The sequence below is a fragment of the Colwellia sp. E150_009 genome, assembly GCF_053543955.1.
Genome location: NZ_JBHFOM010000057.1, coordinates 1 through 19,521, shown reverse-complemented (window position 1 = coordinate 19,521; position 19,521 = coordinate 1). Strand labels below are relative to the sequence as shown.

At 35.2% G+C, this 19,521-nt stretch carries 20 protein-coding genes; 8 read left to right on the top strand and 12 right to left on the bottom strand.

The genetic code is table 11. The features are described from left to right. Positions 1-120 precede the first annotated feature (120 nt). The 4 genes from ACE1OF_RS18070 (at position 121) to ACE1OF_RS18055 (ending at position 3,524) form a co-directional block, all read left to right on the top strand. The gene (locus ACE1OF_RS18070; RefSeq protein WP_448896184.1) at positions 121-345 is read left to right on the top strand and encodes a sulfurtransferase TusA family protein; all 225 of its coding nucleotides are present in this window, start codon (positions 121-123) and stop codon (positions 343-345) included. A gap of 30 nt (positions 346-375) precedes the next feature. Continuing rightward, complete coding sequence (locus ACE1OF_RS18065; RefSeq protein ID WP_448896183.1) at positions 376-1,446, top strand: AI-2E family transporter; 1,071 nt, start codon at positions 376-378, stop codon at positions 1,444-1,446. Positions 1,447-1,805: 359 nt separating this feature from the next. Then, a complete protein-coding gene (locus ACE1OF_RS18060) occupies positions 1,806-2,315 on the top strand; it encodes a DUF6795 domain-containing protein (RefSeq protein ID WP_448896182.1) in 510 nt (169 codons plus the stop codon). 51 nt (positions 2,316-2,366) lie between these two features. Beyond that, positions 2,367-3,524 carry a lipase family protein gene (locus tag ACE1OF_RS18055; protein WP_448896180.1) on the top strand — a complete coding sequence of 386 codons (1,158 nt, stop codon included), beginning with the start codon at positions 2,367-2,369 and terminating at the stop codon, positions 3,522-3,524. 91 nt (positions 3,525-3,615) lie between these two features. Here the strand turns inward: ACE1OF_RS18055 and bcp are convergent, their stop codons facing one another. Beyond that, a complete protein-coding gene (bcp, locus tag ACE1OF_RS18050; RefSeq protein WP_448896178.1) occupies positions 3,616-4,092 on the bottom strand; it encodes a thioredoxin-dependent thiol peroxidase in 477 nt (158 codons plus the stop codon). A gap of 43 nt (positions 4,093-4,135) precedes the next feature. Next, complete coding sequence (locus ACE1OF_RS18045; RefSeq protein ID WP_448896177.1) at positions 4,136-4,663, bottom strand: glycine cleavage system protein R; 528 nt, start codon at positions 4,661-4,663, stop codon at positions 4,136-4,138. A 234-nt stretch (positions 4,664-4,897) separates the two neighbouring features. Between ACE1OF_RS18045 and bamC the strand changes: the two genes are divergently transcribed. Next, on the top strand, positions 4,898-6,019 hold the full coding sequence (gene bamC, locus ACE1OF_RS18040) for an outer membrane protein assembly factor BamC (protein ID WP_448896175.1): 1,122 nt from the start codon (positions 4,898-4,900) through the stop codon (positions 6,017-6,019). Between the two features lie 48 nt (positions 6,020-6,067). Here bamC and ACE1OF_RS18035 read toward each other — a convergent pair whose 3' ends face one another. The 6 genes from ACE1OF_RS18035 to ACE1OF_RS18010 form a co-directional block, all read right to left on the bottom strand. Next, positions 6,068-6,253 carry a hypothetical protein gene (locus tag ACE1OF_RS18035; protein WP_448896174.1) on the bottom strand — a complete coding sequence of 62 codons (186 nt, stop codon included), beginning with the start codon at positions 6,251-6,253 and terminating at the stop codon, positions 6,068-6,070. A gap of 78 nt (positions 6,254-6,331) precedes the next feature. Then, positions 6,332-7,054, bottom strand: coding sequence for a M15 family metallopeptidase (locus ACE1OF_RS18030; protein ID WP_448896173.1), 723 nt, complete (start codon positions 7,052-7,054; stop codon positions 6,332-6,334). Positions 7,055-7,057: 3 nt separating this feature from the next. After that, the gene (gene dapE, locus ACE1OF_RS18025; RefSeq protein WP_448896172.1) at positions 7,058-8,242 is read right to left on the bottom strand and encodes a succinyl-diaminopimelate desuccinylase; all 1,185 of its coding nucleotides are present in this window, start codon (positions 8,240-8,242) and stop codon (positions 7,058-7,060) included. Positions 8,243-8,285: 43 nt separating this feature from the next. Beyond that, a complete protein-coding gene (locus ACE1OF_RS18020; protein ID WP_448896170.1) occupies positions 8,286-8,681 on the bottom strand; it encodes a Spx/MgsR family RNA polymerase-binding regulatory protein in 396 nt (131 codons plus the stop codon). Positions 8,682-8,899: 218 nt separating this feature from the next. Continuing rightward, complete coding sequence (gene pta, locus ACE1OF_RS18015; protein ID WP_448896169.1) at positions 8,900-11,065, bottom strand: phosphate acetyltransferase; 2,166 nt, start codon at positions 11,063-11,065, stop codon at positions 8,900-8,902. A 95-nt stretch (positions 11,066-11,160) separates the two neighbouring features. Continuing rightward, complete coding sequence (locus tag ACE1OF_RS18010; protein ID WP_448896167.1) at positions 11,161-12,414, bottom strand: acetate kinase; 1,254 nt, start codon at positions 12,412-12,414, stop codon at positions 11,161-11,163. 165 nt (positions 12,415-12,579) lie between these two features. Between ACE1OF_RS18010 and yfbV the strand changes: the two genes are divergently transcribed. Beyond that, positions 12,580-13,050 (top strand): terminus macrodomain insulation protein YfbV, encoded by a 471-nt coding sequence (gene yfbV, locus ACE1OF_RS18005; RefSeq protein ID WP_448896166.1) that lies wholly within the window; start codon positions 12,580-12,582, stop codon positions 13,048-13,050. Between the two features lie 91 nt (positions 13,051-13,141). Here yfbV and rlmA read toward each other — a convergent pair whose 3' ends face one another. Together rlmA and xthA are read right to left on the bottom strand one after the other, a co-directional pair. Continuing rightward, complete coding sequence (gene rlmA / locus ACE1OF_RS18000; protein ID WP_448896165.1) at positions 13,142-13,954, bottom strand: 23S rRNA (guanine(745)-N(1))-methyltransferase; 813 nt, start codon at positions 13,952-13,954, stop codon at positions 13,142-13,144. A 15-nt stretch (positions 13,955-13,969) separates the two neighbouring features. Continuing rightward, positions 13,970-14,779, bottom strand: coding sequence for an exodeoxyribonuclease III (gene xthA, locus ACE1OF_RS17995; RefSeq protein WP_448896163.1), 810 nt, complete (start codon positions 14,777-14,779; stop codon positions 13,970-13,972). A 261-nt stretch (positions 14,780-15,040) separates the two neighbouring features. Between xthA and ACE1OF_RS17990 the strand changes: the two genes are divergently transcribed. Then, complete coding sequence (locus tag ACE1OF_RS17990; protein ID WP_448896162.1) at positions 15,041-15,619, top strand: VC2046/SO_2500 family protein; 579 nt, start codon at positions 15,041-15,043, stop codon at positions 15,617-15,619. Positions 15,620-15,660: 41 nt separating this feature from the next. Here the strand turns inward: ACE1OF_RS17990 and ACE1OF_RS17985 are convergent, their stop codons facing one another. Beyond that, positions 15,661-16,230 carry a YchJ family protein gene (locus ACE1OF_RS17985; protein ID WP_448896160.1) on the bottom strand — a complete coding sequence of 190 codons (570 nt, stop codon included), beginning with the start codon at positions 16,228-16,230 and terminating at the stop codon, positions 15,661-15,663. A 297-nt stretch (positions 16,231-16,527) separates the two neighbouring features. Between ACE1OF_RS17985 and ACE1OF_RS17980 the strand changes: the two genes are divergently transcribed. Then, entirely contained in the window at positions 16,528-19,002 is a 2,475-nt protein-coding gene (locus ACE1OF_RS17980) for a prolyl oligopeptidase family serine peptidase (protein WP_448896159.1), read from the top strand. Between the two features lie 84 nt (positions 19,003-19,086). Here the strand turns inward: ACE1OF_RS17980 and ACE1OF_RS17975 are convergent, their stop codons facing one another. Beyond that, entirely contained in the window at positions 19,087-19,383 is a 297-nt protein-coding gene (locus ACE1OF_RS17975) for a phage integrase N-terminal SAM-like domain-containing protein (RefSeq protein WP_448896158.1), read from the bottom strand. Between the last annotated feature and the right edge of the window lie 138 nt (positions 19,384-19,521).

Sequence of the window (19,521 nt, the reverse complement as noted above, 5' to 3'; positions counted from 1 at the left end):
TTAAATTTCTTCATAAATAGCATAATAAGCCATTTAATTTAGCTATTTAAATCCACATAGATAATATAAGATAATGAAATAATTGTCGCAGATAACTTTGTTAAAAAAAAGAAATAATTAATGATTTTTCAATATGATGCTAGCCAAGAAAAATGTCCTCTGCCTTTGGTTAATTTACGATTAATTTTGAAAAAAATGAAAACAGAAGATGTTTGTGTATTAAAAATAAACGATTTGGGTTCAAAAGAAAGTATCCCTAAGTTATTAACTAAATTAGGCTATTGTTATAATCAACGTTTAATAGACCATGATATTGTAGAAATTACGTTATCTAAAAGTGAATAAATTTACTCAAAAATAGACTAAAGGAAACATATGTTTAAGCTGTTTAGCGACTGGTATACCCGAAAATTTTCTGACCCGCATGCGGTTACACTAGCGGTAATTTTGGTTTGCTCATTTTTATTTATCGCTTTGTTTAGCCAGTTATTAATGCCTGTACTTGTTGCTTTGTGTATTGCTTTTTTGCTTGATTTACCTGTAAACAAATTGACCAACTTAAAACTTTCTCGAACGGCGGCAACTGTTATTGTTGTGGGTGCTTTTGTTGGTATAACGCTTATTGCTATGTTTGGCCTGATGCCAATAATTTGGAAACAAAGTAGTAATCTTTTGCAAGAAGTGCCACATATGGTTTCAGAAGGGCAAAAATATTTATTAACATTACCTGCACAATACCCAGATATTTTTCAAGCTTCACAAATAGAAACCTTTATTTCTGCCGTTAAAGAAAAACTTATAGAGTGGGGGCAAGTGGCTTTAACTGCATCACTTAACTCAATTTCTGATCTTGTTGCTATTATGGTTTATTTAATTTTAGTGCCATTAATGGTTTTCTTTTTTCTAAAAGATAAAGGTGATTTATTTTCAAGTTTTAGCCGCTTTTTACCTAAAGAACGTCGTATGGCTATTCAGGTAGGTAAAGAAATGAATCAACAAATATTGAATTATATACGAGGTAAGGTTATTGAGATTATTATTGTTGGTGTTTCAACAACAATAGCCTTTATTATGCTTGATTTACGCTACTCTGTTTTATTAGGAGTATTAGTTGGTTTATCAGTATTAGTTCCGTATGTAGGTGCAACTGTTGTGACAATTCCTGTTTTTTTAGTTGCTCTATTTCAATGGGGATATAGTAATGAATTAGGCTATGTAATGTTAGCCTATGGCATTATTCAGGCGCTTGACGGTAATGTTATTGTACCGTTGTTGTTTTCTGAAGCGGTCAATTTACATCCCGTCACTATTATTATTGCTGTGATTCTATTCGGCGGATTATGGGGTTTTTGGGGCGTATTTTTTGCAATTCCTCTAGCAACCTTAGTGAAAGCGGTCATTAATGCATGGTCTTGCACCCAAGAAGATTATGAACCTACTCAATAATTTGGCAGTAATCCTTTATTAGTAAATGGCAAAAAATCTGTTTGCCATTTTCCTCGTATTCCACTTATATACCAATAATAATGAATGTTAATATAGTTTTGATAGCTCATTGACTAATGACATTTTTTCTTGAAAGGTATAAATAAAAAGCATAGTATACTGAGCTTATTCGTATAGGTAACAAGGAAGGTACGCTATTGTTATGGCAAAAAAAACGACACAATGCGAAACAAAACAAGTCAACAACACAACATCAAGTTTCGATCTTCAAGCAGCCTCATTGGCGGCGAAATCTAGTTATTACCCTTCTTTTCACTTGCTTACTGACGCTGTTCGCCAGTTCATCCGAGGTACAAGCTATGTTCGGTCTTTTTAAACGCTATACTGTTGAAATGTCACCTGAAGTGCGTGGCCGTATTACCGATGGAGGTAAACCCGTAATAGGAATGCAAGTCGCGCGTAGTCTTGTATACGAAGGTTACAAAAATGGTGAAGAGCAACTGGAACATACCATGACTGATGACAATGGCGAGTTTTCGTTTCAAGCTATGATTATTAAATCACGTAAGCCGGGTGATATATTTGGACAAAATATGCCTGTTAAACAAGTTATCTATGTTGAGCGAGGAGAGCAATTATTTCGTCTATGGAATACAAGCAAAGTATGGGCTCCAATAAAGCCTTTATCAGACTTATTACTACAGCTTAATGCTGATTTACAAGATAAACAAGTTCAGCATCTCATAGATACTTCCAGCTATGGTGGAAGGGCACAACAAAGTGTTAGCTCAATCTGTCATTGGCAAGGGGAGCTGATCTCGACCTACTATGATAATGAGTTAATTTCTTCCTATGATGAAATTAACTAATTACTGACTATTCAAAACTTTAAACTATTAATACATAAGTAAGGAAACATTATGACTGCGATATCTCCACGAGTAGCATCGGATCTGGCTTTAGTTGCCTATGATGTAAAAGGTCCTATAGCGAAAGGAGCTGAATTAGAATTAAACCCTGAGACGAAGAAACACTTTAACTTCGATTTATCTAAAAACGTTCACAAAGGCACTTCAGGTGGTTTTTTCTGGCGTAAAGAAACAGGTTTTGCGCTTATTGGTCAAGGACGCGGTTTATTGCATAAAAAAGATCAGGTGGTTGCCTTTCGAGGAACAGACTCTTTAGCTGACGCATTGACGGATATGACTTGCCATAGTACCAATAGTGACAATAGTCATGCGGTGCATACTGGTTTTCAACGTAGTTTTGCCTCAATGAGAAATTCGCTTTACACTTATTTTAATCAAGATGAAATTAGAAGGCAAAAAGGCATAGTCCATTGTGTTGGCCATAGCCTTGGTGGTGGTTTAGCAACATTAGCCGCTGATTGGATAAAAACCGAGTTCAAGAAAAAAGTTTATTTGTACACCTTTGGCTCGCCACGTGTTGGTAAAAAAGATTTTGTTATACATCATAGTAGCCGAGTTGACAAAATGTTCCGCTGTGTTCATGGCGCAGATCCTGTTCCCAAAATACCGCTGTGGCCGTTTTATCATGCACCATTAAATGGTAATGAATACGTTTTGTCTCGCGCTCAAGGTATAGATTTATCTGCTCATTCAATGCCTAGGGGACCAGGTTATATTAATACCGCAAATCATAGCAGCTGGGATGGTTTATATCGCCAAGCAGCTACTTCTATTAGCCAACGTGTAGTACTCAATTATAATAATCGTTTGCAAACAACTTATTCAACACATTGGGCAGATAAAATAGCTGCAGCAATCATGACCATTATGATTGATGGTGGCGCTACTGCTATTATTGCTAGTTTACAGGTTATTGGGACGAGTATTGGCACAGTGTATGATGTAATGGCACGTACCTTGGCTGATATTGTTAAAATTAAAACTGAACAAACCGAGCCGTTAAGAGGACTATTAGCTTGTATGTTAGTTTTTGCTGGTAAAGGTGCGAGTGTACCTATTGAATTCACAGCAAAATTTATCCGCTGGGTCTTTAGTGTATCAATGGGGCGTTTACAAAAAGCGGCAAGACAAGCTATTAAACAAAATTAATACTTGTTAATAGATTAATTTGAAAGTGATGTATGACTTGCTTGCGGTATTTAGTTTAGTGAAGTCATACATCATGTTTGGGTAGTTAGCTTTATTTGGCTAATTCATTCAGGGTATCTAGCACTACTTGATGATGATCTTTCGTTTTAAATTTATTAAATACGTGAGAAATTTTACCATCAAGACCAATTAAAAAACTTAAACGGTGAATGCCGTCATACTCTTTACCCATAAACTTTTTCAGTCCCCACACGCCAAAATCATCAGCTACTTTGTGATCAACATCAGAAAGTAAAGTGAAATTCAATTCATCGCGCGCACAAAATTTTGCTAAGCGTTTGGGTTCATCAGGAGAAATGCCAAATACAACCGTATTTAAATCATTCAGTTGGCTTTTACTGTCTCTAAGGCCTTGTGCTTGAACCGTACAACCTGGAGTCATGGCTTTTGGGTAAAAATAAACCAACACTTGTTTTTTACCAAGGTAATCACTGAGTGCAACCTCTGTTTCATTTTCGTCTTTTAATACAAATAATGGCGCTTTATCGCCAACAGTTAATGTGTTCATAGGAACCTTTTTGTGTTTTACATGAAGTTATTAAATAAACTATTTAGATGAAATTATGGGGGGCTTCTTTAATACAACCTTGAACACCGAATTGTTCACATAACTGTAAAAAATCATTTTCAATTTCATCAATACTTATCTTTTGTGTGACGGCTATGGAAATACTAGCACTCATATTTTGCGTTTGAGGGTTTATTTTCGATCTTAATGATGAAATATCTATTTTTCGTGCAGCAAAAAAAGCGGTCATCGCTTTTAACATACCAGGCTGATCAATACCTGTATAGTCAGCTTGGTAATGCTCTACCAAATCATAAGTTTTATGGCCTGAAGTACGTTTCATCATAGTGATTAACTCAAGGTTATGAGCCACCATAGGTAGGCGTACTTCAATTTTATTAATAGCACGATTATCACCATTTAATAGCATTATAAAGGTGAACTCTTGCCCAAAAATAGCCATTCTACTATCTAAAATATTACAACCACACTCACTAGCTAATTTAGTGAGTTCGCTAACGCAGCCTGTTCTATCAGAGCCCATAGCTGTGAGTACTAAATATTGGGACATTGTTTTACCTAGTCGATAAAAAAAGAATTATAACGCATCTAAAAAATAAAAATAACCTTACTTAATGATAATAATACGCTTGTGTTTGCAAAAACAGGCAAGTACCATGGAGCGCTAACTAATTGATGCTGTTTTAAGGTTATTATTTTCGATAACACAATTGAACCAAATAGAGTTTAAACCATCAAAAGAATACTATTTTATTGACCCAACGTGGGTTTTTCAGGAGTTTTAATGAATCGTCAGTTGTTTTATTTTTCTGTGTTCACTTTTACATTATCTGCATGTAGCAGTGTTGATAATAAGCGTGCGCAGGGAGATTTTGATTATGCACAAAAACAAGAAGCTAAAGCATTTGTTGTACCTGAAAATTTGGACAAGCCAGCCGTACAAAAAGAATTTATTATCACTAATAAAATTAATTATAAAGGGCCAATAGGCAAAAATATGGATATTAGAGCACCTTCTCTAGTATTACCTGTTGCCGCGTCTTCACGTGTCATACCAGAGTCAAGTGATGCGATTATTTGGTTTGATAAAGTATTAGAAAATAAAGACTTACTGACTTTTATTAAAAAAGCACTTATTAACCAATTAGAGTCAGACGGTGTAGATTATGAACAAGTGGATGTTACCGTGCCTAAGCAAGCGCAATTGAAAGGTTCATATGAAGCATATGAATCACAATGGTACCACCATGAAGTAGAAACAGGGTGGCTCTTTAAAGAACTTGAATTATCAACCAGTATGCGTTTTCGGTATGAATTCTACCTTAAGCCTCATGGACGTAGTGCGTCATTAAACGTATCGTTAATTGATTACATGAAAACGGATAAAGAGGGAGGAAGTAAAACGATTGATCCCATTGACAAGCAACGCGCTGAAATGGCTATGTTGAATGAAGTTATTGCTCAGGTTGATTTTAATTATCGACTAGAGCAGAGAGAAAATAGATTAATGCGTGCTAATCAGAAACTGGTTAGTATTGGTGAAAATAAAGCGACAGAATCTGCTTTTATCGTTGAAATGGGGTTGGACAATCTTTGGGAAAATATGCCTATTTTCTTTGAAAAGTACGGTTTTATTATTAGTGATTTAAATGAAACCAATAAAATTTATTATGTAGATTTTGTGAAACCTGAAACGAGTATTTGGGATAGTATTTGGGGTGATGATCAACCTGTTATTGAGATAAATGATGCTAAATATCAATTTGTGCTTGCGCCTGTTGATGCTAAAAATCAGAAAACCTCTGTTACTGTTTATGACGCAGAGGGCGAACCTTTGCCGTTGAAAGTTTTGGAGCAAGTATTCCCAGTAGTAGAAAAAGGGTTATCGTTTAGAGATCTGTATTAAGGCTGTTAAAACTACTTGATAAAAAAGCGCTGAAAAATCAGCGTTTTTTTATTTGTCATGTTTGATTGTAGGCATTTTATGTTCGGTTCGATGAGTTCTTGGCAAGGTTTCTTCTAAATCGTTAAGACTTTTTTTACGCATTCTATGGTGAGTGCTTTTTTGAAAAGTACTAAAATTTCCAATAATAAGCACCAATGCAATACCTATTATAATATACGCTATCCAGTCATCCATATTTGATCCTGTTGCTACTTGTAATATTTCTATTATGTGCTGTTAGTTGTGTAGTTTAAAATTTCTATTTAATAATTTTTAAACCACATTAATATTGTTAATGTATTGTTTAAAAATTTGGGGTATATGTTTAGTTATCATCTTTTGTCCCGCTATATTGGTTTTAGCCAATAACACTTGTAGTAATTCAATATTCAATACAGATTGATACTGTTTAGCAAGGGGAGCATAGGATAAATGCCAAGGCTCAATAGCAACACCGCCACGAAATTGATCATAAGGAAAATAAAAGCCAAATTTTCCTGCGTTATCTGTTAACCAGCTTGATAACTTTGCCATAGGGCCTGTTTTATCATATTCCCATGGCTCTAATTGCAGCTTTTCTCCGTTTAACAGGTTTTCAGCATAAACATCAATATCCGTTCCCCAATGATGTCGGCTTGTACCTGGTAAGGCTGAAAACAGCAAAATAGCGTGGATAATTTCAATATCAGTCAATTGGCTGATGTTTACAGTTTCACCTATTGCGTTTTTAATGGCAGTTTTACCTGTAAATTTGTTATTCCAAATAAGTAACTGTCGCTCAAATGACCGATAGCCACTAGCAATTTTCAATTCTATATCAGCCTGAGCAGCAGCTTTACTAAGGGCTAAAAAGTCATTGAGCATTAGTTGATGAATACCCAGTTTTTTGCTGTTCATTTCGGGCTCAAAAAAATAAATGTGTTGTTCTGTTAAGCCAAGCACCTGTGCTGCTATATCACCAGTTAATATTTGACTAGCGCTATTGTCATTTCTCATTTTTTACTTTTCATCTTTGAGTAATACTTGTTGTAAACAAGCATAATATATATCACAAAGTTTATCTAAATCATCACAAACGACAGATTCATTCACTTGATGTATGGTTGCATTACAAGGACCTAATTCAATCACTTTGGCACCAGTTGGCGCTATAAATCGTCCGTCAGAGGTGCCGCCAGAGGTTGAAAGTTGTGGTTTTGATCCAGTCACAGAACTTACGGCATCAGTAACTGATGTTAAAAAGTCACCTGCTTTATTTTTAAGCTCTGTAATAAAAGGTTTTCCATTGAAAGTCCATTTAATGTCGTAGTCTAATTGATGTTTATTAAGTATTGATTCAACTTGTTCAACAATGATTTGATCTGTTAATTCTGTGCTGTACCGTAAATTAAATAAGGCGTTTAAGTGGCCTGGCACAACGTTAGTTGCACCTGTACCTGAGTTTATATTTGATAGTTGAAAACTGGTAGCAGGAAAATATTCATTGCCGTGATCCCAATGAAATTGGCTTAATTCAGCCAAGGCAGGCATTGCCATATGAATTGGATTAATAACGTGTTCAGGGTAGGCGACATGACCTTGTTTACCTTTTATATCAACTTCAGCTGAAATAGAACCACGGCGGCCATTTTTTATGATATCGCCCACGGTATTTGTACTTGAAGGCTCACCAACAATACAATAAGTAATTTTTTCATTACGTGCTTCTAGCGTGTCAATAACACGTGTTGTGCCATTAATAAAAGGGCCTTCTTCATCGCTGGTGATTAAATAGGTAATAGCACCATCATAGTTTGGGTGATCGTTAACAAAACGCTCTGTTGCAACAATCATTGCGGCTAAGCTGCCTTTCATATCCGCAGCACCACGACCATAAAGTACGCCATCTATTACCGTGGGTTCAAAAGGAGGTGTATGCCAGAGTTCTAGATTACCCGCAGGCACTACATCAGTATGACCAGCAAAACAAAATACAGGGGCATTTGTGTCAGGTGTGTTTTCATTGCCATTTCGTCTTGACCATAAGTTTGTGGTGTCTTCAAACATCATAGTCTCGTTAGTAAAACCAAGTTTTTCTAATCGATTTTTCATTAACGCTTGGCAGCCTGCGTCTTCAGGTGTCACTGAGGGGCGAGACATTAAATCTATTGCTAGTTTGATTACATCACTAGTGTGTGTTGACATATAAACCCTTAAAGTATGGAAAATTAATTTGAATGAGCATGAACTAGATGGCGTTATTGAAAATATTTTGGTAAATATCTGCTTTAAATCCTAAATAGAGTTGTTGGCTTTCATTATTTGAATTAGGTTGATTTTTTGTTTCAATCAGCAATAAAGGACGTTTTAACAAAGTAGGTTGTGCTAGTACTTGTTCAAATACAATTTCATCAGTTAGATTGTTTTTTATGTCATCACTTAAATTTCTGAAGGTTGTACTGCGTTTATTTAGTAATATATTCCAATCACTTAATTGCACAAAAAGGGTAAGCAGCTCTTTTGTTAAAGGCTGTTTTTTAAAGTCGTAAAATTCATGTGAAATATTATTTGCTACAAGCCATTTTATTGATTTTTTGACGGTATCGCAGTTGTTGATCCCATACAGGGTAATATTTTTGCTCATATTGATTACTTGTTCTATATCTGAGTTGTTAGCTAGTAAAGAACACTACTATAACCATTTTTTGATATTAACTCTAGCAAGGCTTAACGTTTTAGTGAGGGCAGAGATGTCCACAAAACCTGTGGACATCTCTGTGTGTAATCGTGAAATCAATACTTAATTTATTGATTTTTAACTATATATTACTATGTTTGTTTTTTGTCAATTTAAAATATTGGTTATTGTGTTGCTTGAATGGCAGTTATTGCAATAGTGTAAACAATATCATCAACTAAAGCGCCTCGTGATAAATCATTCACAGGCTTATTCATACCTTGTAGCATTGGCCCAATACTAACTAAATCGGCTGAACGTTGTACTGCTTTATAAGTTGTGTTTCCTGTATTGAGATCAGGGAAAATAAATACGGTTGCTTTACCCGCCACAGGGCTATTAGGTGCTTTTTTCTTGGCAACATTTTCCATAATTGCTGCATCGTATTGTAAAGGCCCATCAATAATTAAATCAGGTCTTTTTTCTTGGGCTAATTTTGTTGCTTTTGTTACTTTTTCAACATCAGCGCCATGGCCAGAGCTACCAGTGCTGTAACTGATCATAGCAACCCGTGGTGGTATGCCAAAAGCTGTTGCGGAATCCGCTGATTGTATAGCAATATCGGCCAGTTCTTCAGCATTGGGTTCTGGGTTAATCGCACAATCACCATACACAAGTACTTGATCGGGTAATAGCATAAAAAAGATAGAAGACACTAACGAACTACCAGGTGCGGTTTTTATCAACTGTAAAGCTGGTCTTATTGTGTTGGCCGTTGTATTTACAGCACCAGAGACTAGGCCGTCTACTTGACCAAGCTTAAGCATCATAGTTGCTAGCATTACGTTATCTTGTAATAACTCTTTAGCAATAACTTCTGTTACGCCTTTGTTTTTACGTAATTCAACCAGTGGGTTAATGTAATTATCACGAATATTATCAGGATCAGTTATTAATAAACCCTCAGGTAAATGAATACCTTGATGCTCCGCAATACGTAAAATTTCTTCTTTATTACCGATTAATTGACAGCGTGCAATATTACGTTCACAACAAATAGCAGCGGCTTTAATTGTACGTATATCAGTACCTTCAGGTAACACTATAAGTTTATTGGCTTGTCTGGCAAGTTCTGTTAATTTGTGCCTGAATGCAGGCGGCGATAATAAGTAATTTGATTCAACTTTAGCTGAAAGCTGAGTGATCCAGTCTTTTGATAAATTATCTGCAACATGTTGTTTTACTTTTTCATGACGTTGAATGTCGTCTTGTGGAATTTCAGGGTTAAAATTCATAATATGACGTGATGTTTGCCATGTGTCCCAAGGAACAGAAAGTACAGGTAAACCAGAATCAAGTGCTTGTTGACATAATTCCCACACTTGTTTTGATGGTTCATAACCATTGGTTAGTATTAACGCCCCTAATTTCGTACCGTTTAAGGCAGACAGGCAAGTGGCAATGATAATATCAGTGCGATCGCCAGGGGTTACAATTAATCGACCGGGTACTAAATAACTAACTAAGTTGCTAACACTGCGGGCACAAAAAGCAACACTACGAAAACGTCTGTGTTCCATTTCGCCTTCGTTAATTATTTTCGCTTCAAGATAATTGCTAATGTCTTTAATTCTTGGCGCAACAAGATCCATTTCCCAAGTGATGGCACCTAATAAATTAAAGTTTTTACTTTTGAAAATAGGTAACTCTTGCCAAACGGTTATATCAAAATTTGTATTAATATCTTCTTCCCGTGGTAATAAGCCAAATTCATCTTGATCTGGAGAATTTAATTTATTGAGAATACAGCCTAATAAATGCTTATTTTTAGTACCACCATATGTTTCAGCACTAACCTCTAGTCTTTCTTCAAATTCTTTGGCTGAATCATTGCCTGGTACTGCAACTAGCACAATATCAGCACAAAGTGTTCTTGCAACATCGCGGTTTATTCTGCCAGCGTACGGTTGTCTGGTTGTGGGAACAAGTCCTTCAATAATAACCACTTCTTGATCTTTGTTAAAATCATCAAAGTTGGCCACAATTTCTTCTAGTACAATATCATGTTCGCCTTTTGCCATTTTTTCTTCAAAATAGTTTAAAGAAATACAGCGACTATTTTGAGAAAGGCTAATAGCCTCAATGGTTTTATTCTTTTTGGCTAAAGTGTTTCTTGAGGGTTGGCTAATGGGTTTAAAATGACCCACTTTAATCCCTTTTTGTTCACAAGTGTGCAATAAACCAAGTGCTACACTGGTTAAACCAACACCAGAACCAACAGGGATTAGCATAATACGATGAGATTGGTTTGGAGCTGTATTGACATTACTTGATTGTGTACTTTTTGACATGCTTACGTCTCTTTTATTCTGTATAGTATTTTATCAGTGCTAAGTTTATTTAACACATATTTTAGTTAACACATAGTGTTGCGCAGATGTTGAATTTAGTTAGCGTTAAGTAGTTGCGCTGACTGCTGTGCAATAACTAATTCTTCATTAGTTGAAATTACCCAACAAGGCCTTGATGATTTTGTTGTGATATTGCCATTAGCACCAAAACGGGCAGCTTGGTTGCTTTTATCACAAATCTGAAAATTTAATAAACTGAGCTGATTAATTATTTGCTCTCTTACCCACGATGAATTTTCACCAATACCGCCAGTAAAAATTAAGCCATCTAATTGGTTTAAACTTGCGCTGAAAGAGGCAATACTTTTAGCTATACGGTAACAAAAAACATTCAATGCTAATTTGGCTAGTTTTGATTCAGGATTATTGTTATCTAACATGGCTGTTTCTAACGTTCTACAGTCATTACTTAATTGTGATACGCCTAATAAACCACTTTTTTTGTTTAATAGTGTATCAACTTGTTCAAGTGTGTAACCAAGGCGTTCAACCAAATGGAAAACTATGCCAGCATCAATATCACCACAACGAGTTCCCATCATAACGCCTTCAAGCGGGGTCATACCCATGCTGGTATCAACACTTTTGCCATTTTTAATCACAGTAACGCTACAACCATTGCCCAAATGAGCACTGATTAAATTGCACTCGTGAATTGGCTTATTAATTATTTTTGCCACTTGGTTAGCAACAAAATAGTGGCTAGTACCATGAAAGCCGTAGCGTCTAATGGCGTGTTCGTTGTACAGAGCGTAAGGGATACCATACAAATAAGCTTTTTCTGGCATACTTTGATGAAAAGCGGTATCAAACACTGCTATTTGCGGTAATGTAGGAAAAGCTTGTTGGCATGCATTGATTCCTATTAAGTTAGCGGGATTATGCAGTGGTGCAAGCTTGGCAAGATCTTCAATAGTGTTTTTAACATCATCATTAATTAAAGTGGGTTCAGAGTAGAGTTCGCCGCCATGAACAACCCGATGCCCAACAGCGCAAATATTTTGCACAATATTCAATGTGTTCAATTGATTTACTAGGGTTTTAAGGGCTTCTTGGTGATTGTAAGGTGAACCTAAGGCATCGGTTTTAGTTGTCAATTTTTCATTATCAATTTTGTGTTTAATTTTAATGCTAGCATTAGGCGTAGTTAAGCACTCAGCTAATCCTGATAATAAAGTAGTTCCTAATTCTGGTTGTATTAAAGAAAACTTTAATGAAGAGCTGCCACAGTTAATTACCAGAATAGTGAGCGTATTTTGTGTTTTAGACGAAGGAAGGGAATTCTTCATACTTTAAATAATGCCTTAAAAAATAGATAATAAAAATAATCAATATATCGTCATTATAACGGTTAGTTAATGAAAAAAGTTGATACAAGGCAAAATATATATTAAATATATTATTACTTTTTTGAGTTACTTTTCCCTGTTGTTGTTTAATGCTATAGTTAATTTATGAACTTATCTGTTGTAGAACTCATTAAGCTAGGCCAAAGATATTGTAAGCTTTGGCCAGAAAAAGCTGAATTATCAAGGTATTTTGCTGACTATCGAGCTGTGCAAAGTGCTCGTTTTGTTTGTCGTTATTTTCCTGCACTTGCATTATTTACTGTGGTAATGCAGCTTTATTTTGCATCAGGTTTTTTTACAGGTTCTGGCGAGATAAATAAGGCGATAAATGCTTTACCTAAGGCATTAGTTTATGGGGTTTTTCTGTTATCAATACCCGTGCAAGCATTGGTAATTTTAGGGGTGAAAGCAGATAAGTATTTACCGCCTTCATTAGCATCGTGGTATCGCAGTGGGTTAGAAAAAGCCAAAGCACAAGGTGGCGAAAATAAACTAACCAACCTAAGTGTTTCTAACCCCAAATTTATTGATTTAGCCCAGTTATTACAACTCACTTTTTCTTCTCGAAATATTTAGAATATATTATTAAAAAACCTCAAGATGTAAAGCTTATCTCTTGAGGTTTTGTTGTTTTATCATTGTATAAATGATCATGAATATATTAGCGTTATTTTTTTTGGTACAAACGTAAAACAAAAGCAGCCTGACAAGTAAACTGTGTCATGCATTTAATTTGTGAAATTAATTCTTTAGATGCTTTAAAAGCAAAAGGCGTCATGGCAAGTAAATTTAATATATCATCACTACTGTTAAAGTGCATTGGATAGGTTAATTTATGTTCTTCAATGAGTGTTAAATTTTTAATAGGGCTTTTATTGGTGTTGTGCTCATTAGCTTGCTTATAAATAAGTTGCTTTAATTCGAGCAGGTGTTGCTCAGCAGGTGTTACCGTTAAAAGAAAGCCATTTTTTACCAGTAATCGCGTGAATTCATTGTCTAAAATTGGTGCATAAACTGATATTAGCCAACCAAAGTAGCTATCTGCAAAACTTAATTTGGATAATGTGCCAACACTAAAATGACAGTTTTTATAACGCTTCGCTGCAATTTTTATTGTTTCTTTGGCAATATCAACACCATAAACCTGATTTGTAATGGTTTTATGTTGATGTGTATAGAAACCTTCACCACAGCCAGCATCAAGTAATGGTGCATTTTGTTCGCCATACTGTTGGTATAATTCAAGCATTTTATCAACCAGTGGCTGATAAAAACCCTTATCAAGAAATGCACGCCTAGCATTAACCATATTTTTATTGTCTCCAGGTGCTTTAGAGTGTTTAAATTGCACTGGAAGTAAATTTACATAGCCTTGTTTTGCCTGATCAAAGCTATGATTATTTATACAACGGTAAGTTTTGTCAGTAAGCGTTAAAGCTTGTTGACAAAGAGGACAAATATAATGTTCCAATTGAGACATAATTTACCTGTAGAGCTAACCGTTAAAAGTTGACCAAATAGGCGCATGATCAGAGGGTTTTTCAATACCACGTAATTCGTAATCAATATCTGACTCTATGCATTGTTCACTCAAACTTTTTGTTGCTAGAACTACGTCAATACGTAAGCCACGGTTATCGTCAAACCCCCGAGAGCGGTAATCAAACCATGAATATTTTTCGCCAAGATCAGGATGTAGTTGTCTGAAAGTATCAATAAACCCCCAATCCATTAATGTTGACAACCATTCACGCTCTTCTAATTGAAACGAACATTTCCCTGTTTTCAACCAACGCTTACGATTTACTTCACCAATACCAATATCTAAATCAAGCGGAGAAATATTAATATCTCCCATGACAATAATTTTTTCATCTTTTGTATGATGTTCGTTTAAATATGTCATTAAATCTTTATAAAATTGTCGTTTATAAGGATATTTGGTTTCATGATTAATATTGTCGCCTTGAGGGAAATAACCATTTAACACGGTAATTTTTTCGCCTTTATTATTGGTTGTTTCTACCATAATCATACGACGCTGAGCTTCGTCATCATCAGTAGGGAAGCCTTTTTGCACCTTTACAGCCTCTTTTTTACATAACATAGCAACACCGTAATGTGCTTTTTGCCCATGAAAATAAACGTGATAACCCATGGCTTCAACCGCTTCTAATGGAAACATTTCATCGTGCACTTTAATTTCTTGTAGGCCAATAATATCAGGCTGATGCTTATCAATAATTGCTTGTAGTTGGTGTAGGCGAGCGCGAAGCCCATTTATATTAAAAGAGATAATTTTCATAATGTAAACTCAAAGAAGACTTAAAAATTTGTTTGCCATGCTACCAGAAACCTAGTTAAAAAACTCTAGTTATTACCAGTAACTTAGGGTTGCATCAATTCTTTTAAATTTATCGGAACTGACAGACAAAGAACTTAATAGCATTGCTTTTATTAACATGATTAATTGGACTAAAAATAATTTTAAAAAAAACTTAAAGTTTTAATACTTGATGTCGATAACTTATTTAGTGGTTGAAGTATAAACTAAGAGAATGTTCCTTTGCCTGTAAATGTAGTCAATGACACAGTTAACAATAACACGGTAACCTCACAACCTTTGTTGCATGAATTGCAATTAGGTGAGCGGTTAAACCAATGTGTTCATGAGTCAAGACGCTCAGACTTTGCATTAATGCTAGCGATGCTTTGTGATGATGTTAGGGAACAGAGTCAATTTATTTTACCTAAATCTTCACCTATTGATGGCACATCAACAGATAAAGCATTAACTAATAACCAAACGTTAAGAAAGCACTTTGACTTGCCTGAAAAAGCACCTTTATCATTAAAAAATATGGAGCAAGTAGAGCAATATAACCAAGGACAATTGATAGCAGACAATGATTTATTATCATTGCATTTAGCTAATGCTCTATCACCTAAACCCCTCGCTTTTCGTGATGAATACAACCATATTCCTACCAATGTTCTTAGCAATACCAGCGTAGTTTGCCAAAAAAAGCATACAAACACTGAAAAAGAAGTGCTTAATAAACCTTTAAACATGAATGTAGACGGTTGGTTGAAATCTATTCAAAATTCTGTGGTTGAATCAAAATTGGTTGATGCAGCGGCATAGCAACTGTATTCATTAGTTTAATTAAGCTACCGCAACACTATTTACCCGCAACACTGCTTATATTTTTTTCCTTTTTTTAGTGACCAAGCGGTTGCATACAGGTTACAAGGACAAAGATCTTTACGCTTTATTTTTGTCAGTTCGCTGTGCTTGATAATATTTCCGTCCAGATAACGCCAATGTAGGTTGTGACCGTCTGTATCTTCAATATTAGCTTCTAAGACAAAACGAGAGTTTTCTCTTAATTCAAATAAGGTGTTTTCGGTAATGTAAAAGGCTGAAAATTCAACAAACTGTTCAGAAGAATTTGGCTTTGTGATGCAAATTATCTTTTCGTTTGAACTCGCTGAATGTATTTTTAGAGCAATCCATTTACAAGAATCTCCCCACGCTTTAATCTCTTTTACTGATTGCGATGATTGACTATTTTTAGCATAAGTATCGAAAATATATTGGTTATTGCCACTTGCGTAAGCACTAAATCGAGAACGCATTAATTGCTCTGGTGTTTGAGGGAATACGCGCGGAGTTTTTTCACTATTAATATAAGGTAAACAACAATTTTCAAAGGTGGCATTAGCGCCACAAAAACATTTATTTTTGATTGTCATAGGTAATTATTGATATGGCTAATTTCGCGATAGTATTTTGCTATTATTAATCTGCACTTTAACATAAAACACTTTATTGAAAAAAGAATACTGTTTATCGCATAAAGATGGTAATTGGTGGTTTTCCCTTACACTTTACTATAAAACTAAAATATTCTATTAAGCTATGTGTATTGATCATAATAGCTATGATGAGTATAACTATGAATATTCAAATAAACTCAATTTTTTATTATGCATAATATTATGTATTAATTGGGTTCAATTATTCTTCTCAAATTAAGAGACTATAAATTTATGAAATTAAAATTAATAGCCGCCGCTTTATGTATTTCCTTAGTTGCTTGCGTAAACACACAAGAAACTCTACAAACAAGTGCTAAACCTTTAACAACATTTGCGACTGTTATACCTGCTGATGATATAGCACCAGTACAAAACAACGACCAACAGATTACGCTAGAACAGATTATGGCAGATCCCGATTGGTTTGGCCGTGCACCAGAGTTATGGTATTGGGGAGATGATAGTAATACTGTTTTTTACAAGCAAAAACGGTTGGGCAATCCATTAAAAGACTTATGGGTTAAAAAATTAAATTCAGCAGATACTAAGCAAGCGCAACAGGTAAGTTTAGACAATTTACATGTTGCTTCTGATGACAATGCTCAACGTAATAAAGATAATAGCCATGAAGTTTATGTTTTTGAGGGCAACGTTTTTGTTAAAAATCTTGCTAACAAATCAGTTAAACAAATTACTTACACGTCAGCCATTGAAACAGACGCACTGTTTTTAACAAATGGAAATATTGCTTACAGAGTAGACAATATTTTTTACAGCCATGATTTAACAACAGGGCAGGTAATTGAATTAGCCAATTTACAAATGTCTGAAAAACCGCAAGGTACACAAGTACCAGAAAGCTATTTAGCCAAAGAACAACACAAACTCATTAAATATATTGCCTTACAACAACGTAATAGTGAATTAAAAGCACAGCAGATAAAAACATTGACTGAAAACAATAACACTATTACCAATACTCAGTATTACTTTGGTAAAGATAACCGTGTTAGTCATGCTAGTTTATCACCCGCAGGAGACAAACTATTAGTGAGTATCACTTCTGCAGACTCCAGCCGTGATGAATCAGATATTATGCCTAATTACATCACTAAAGATGGTGTTATTAAAGCTGAAAAAGTACGTGCTCGCGTTGCTGATAATCGTCAATATAAAGAAGAAATTTTTATTATTGATTTAACCAAAGGTGAGAAGTCGGCATTAAGTTATGAAACTTTACCCGATTTTGATACCGATGTTTTAGCATCAGTAAAACGAGAAAATTATAAACGTGAAGGTAAAAAATACATAAGTGAAAAACAACCTCGAAACATTCATTTATTACAAATGAGGTACCCTGTTAAATGGAATGAAGATGGAAGCCAAGTTGCCTTAATGTTAGAAGCATGGGATAACAAAACCCGTTGGTTAACAACGGTTGACTTTGCCAACAACAAATTAGTAAACCAGCATAAACTGTACGATGATGCCTGGATTAACTATTCAATGAATGAATTTGATTGGGTTGGTAATGATGCGCTTTATTACCTTTCTGAAGAAACAGGGTATTCACATCTTTATTATAAAGCGCTGAATAGCAAGAAAGCTCAGCAACTTACTTCGGGTAAATTTGAAGTGAGTAATGTAACGTTAACACAAGACCAACAACGTTTTATATTTAAGGCGAATAAAAAGCACCCAGGTATTTATGAAATATATCAAGTTGATTTAGCAAAAGATTTAATTGTGTTAACAGACTTGGGTGGTAAAAATAATTATGCATTAAGCCCTGATGAATCTAAATTGCTTATTGAGCATTCTAGTTTAACCATGCCACCAGAGCTATATGTTCAATCCTTAAATGGAAATGCGCAAGCGACTCAAATTACCTTTACAGTATCTGACCAATTTAAATCACTTCCGTGGGTTGCACCAAGTATTGTGGCTATTCCATCTTCTCACCAAGAAGAACCAATATATTCCCGCGTTTATCTACCACACAATTTTGATAAGAAGAAAGAAAAAAATCGTGCTGTCATGTTTACTCACGGAGCAGGGTATTTACAAAATTCTCACCTTGGTTGGTCAGGTTATTTTCGTGAATTTATGTTCCATTCTATGTTAGTACAACAGGGGTATGTTGTTATCGATATGGATTATCGTGCATCAGCTGGTTACGGTAGAGATTGGCGCACAAGTATATATCGTCATATGGGTAAGGTAGAAGTTGAAGACATGCGTGATGGTGTAAACTGGATTGTTGAAAATGCCAATGTTGACCCAAAACGTGTAGGTACTTACGGTGGCTCTTATGGCGGGTTTTTAACGTTAATGTCAATGTTTACCGACCCAACGTTATTTGAATCTGGCTCTGCCATTCGTTTGGTGTCTGATTGGGCTTATTACAATCATGGTTATACTTCAAACATACTGAATACACCAGAAGATGATGCTATCGCCTATGAGCGCAGCTCACCTATATATTTTGCACAAGGTTTAGCTAAGCCGCTATTGATTAACGCGCCAATGGTAGATGATAATGTGTTTTTTGAAGACACTGTGCGTTTAGTTCAGCGTTTAATTGAATTAGAAAAACAAGATTTTGAAACGGCTATTTACCCTGTAGAACCGCATGGCTTTGTTCAACCAAGTTCATGGTTAAATGAATATCGCCGTATTTATAAATTGTTTGAAAATACGCTTTAAATAGTCATTAAAAACAGGTTACTCAAACAGACAATAAACACATTTTGGGCAAGTACTGGTTAAACTCTGTACTTGCCCCGTTTATTAATAAAATTCAGTTCGGTTTGAACTTGTTATTTCTTTATATAAAAAACACAGCGCGTTTAATGCTTGCGCTTGTGTGCCTTTAGCAACATCTCGGGTGTTGACCAAATGATTTAAAAATAACTCAACTTCGGTATCTCCCATCGAACTAGGGTGGCGCATATTATGAAAGCGAATAAACGCAGCAATCCAGAATAAATATGCTTCAATAGTGTGCTTGGCATAACGTTTTTTATAAAAATAACCTTTGTTGTTACGCCCCAAAACGGCTTGTAATAATGTTATTGGACAAAACAAAGTTTACTGTCTATACATAAGGGCTATCCACTTAGCCCGACCTATGTCAATATGTAGTAATGCTACAGGATTCAAATTTACTTAAATCGGGTATTGATTACCCCAACAACTGGAACCAATTCATAGATTGGTTTCATA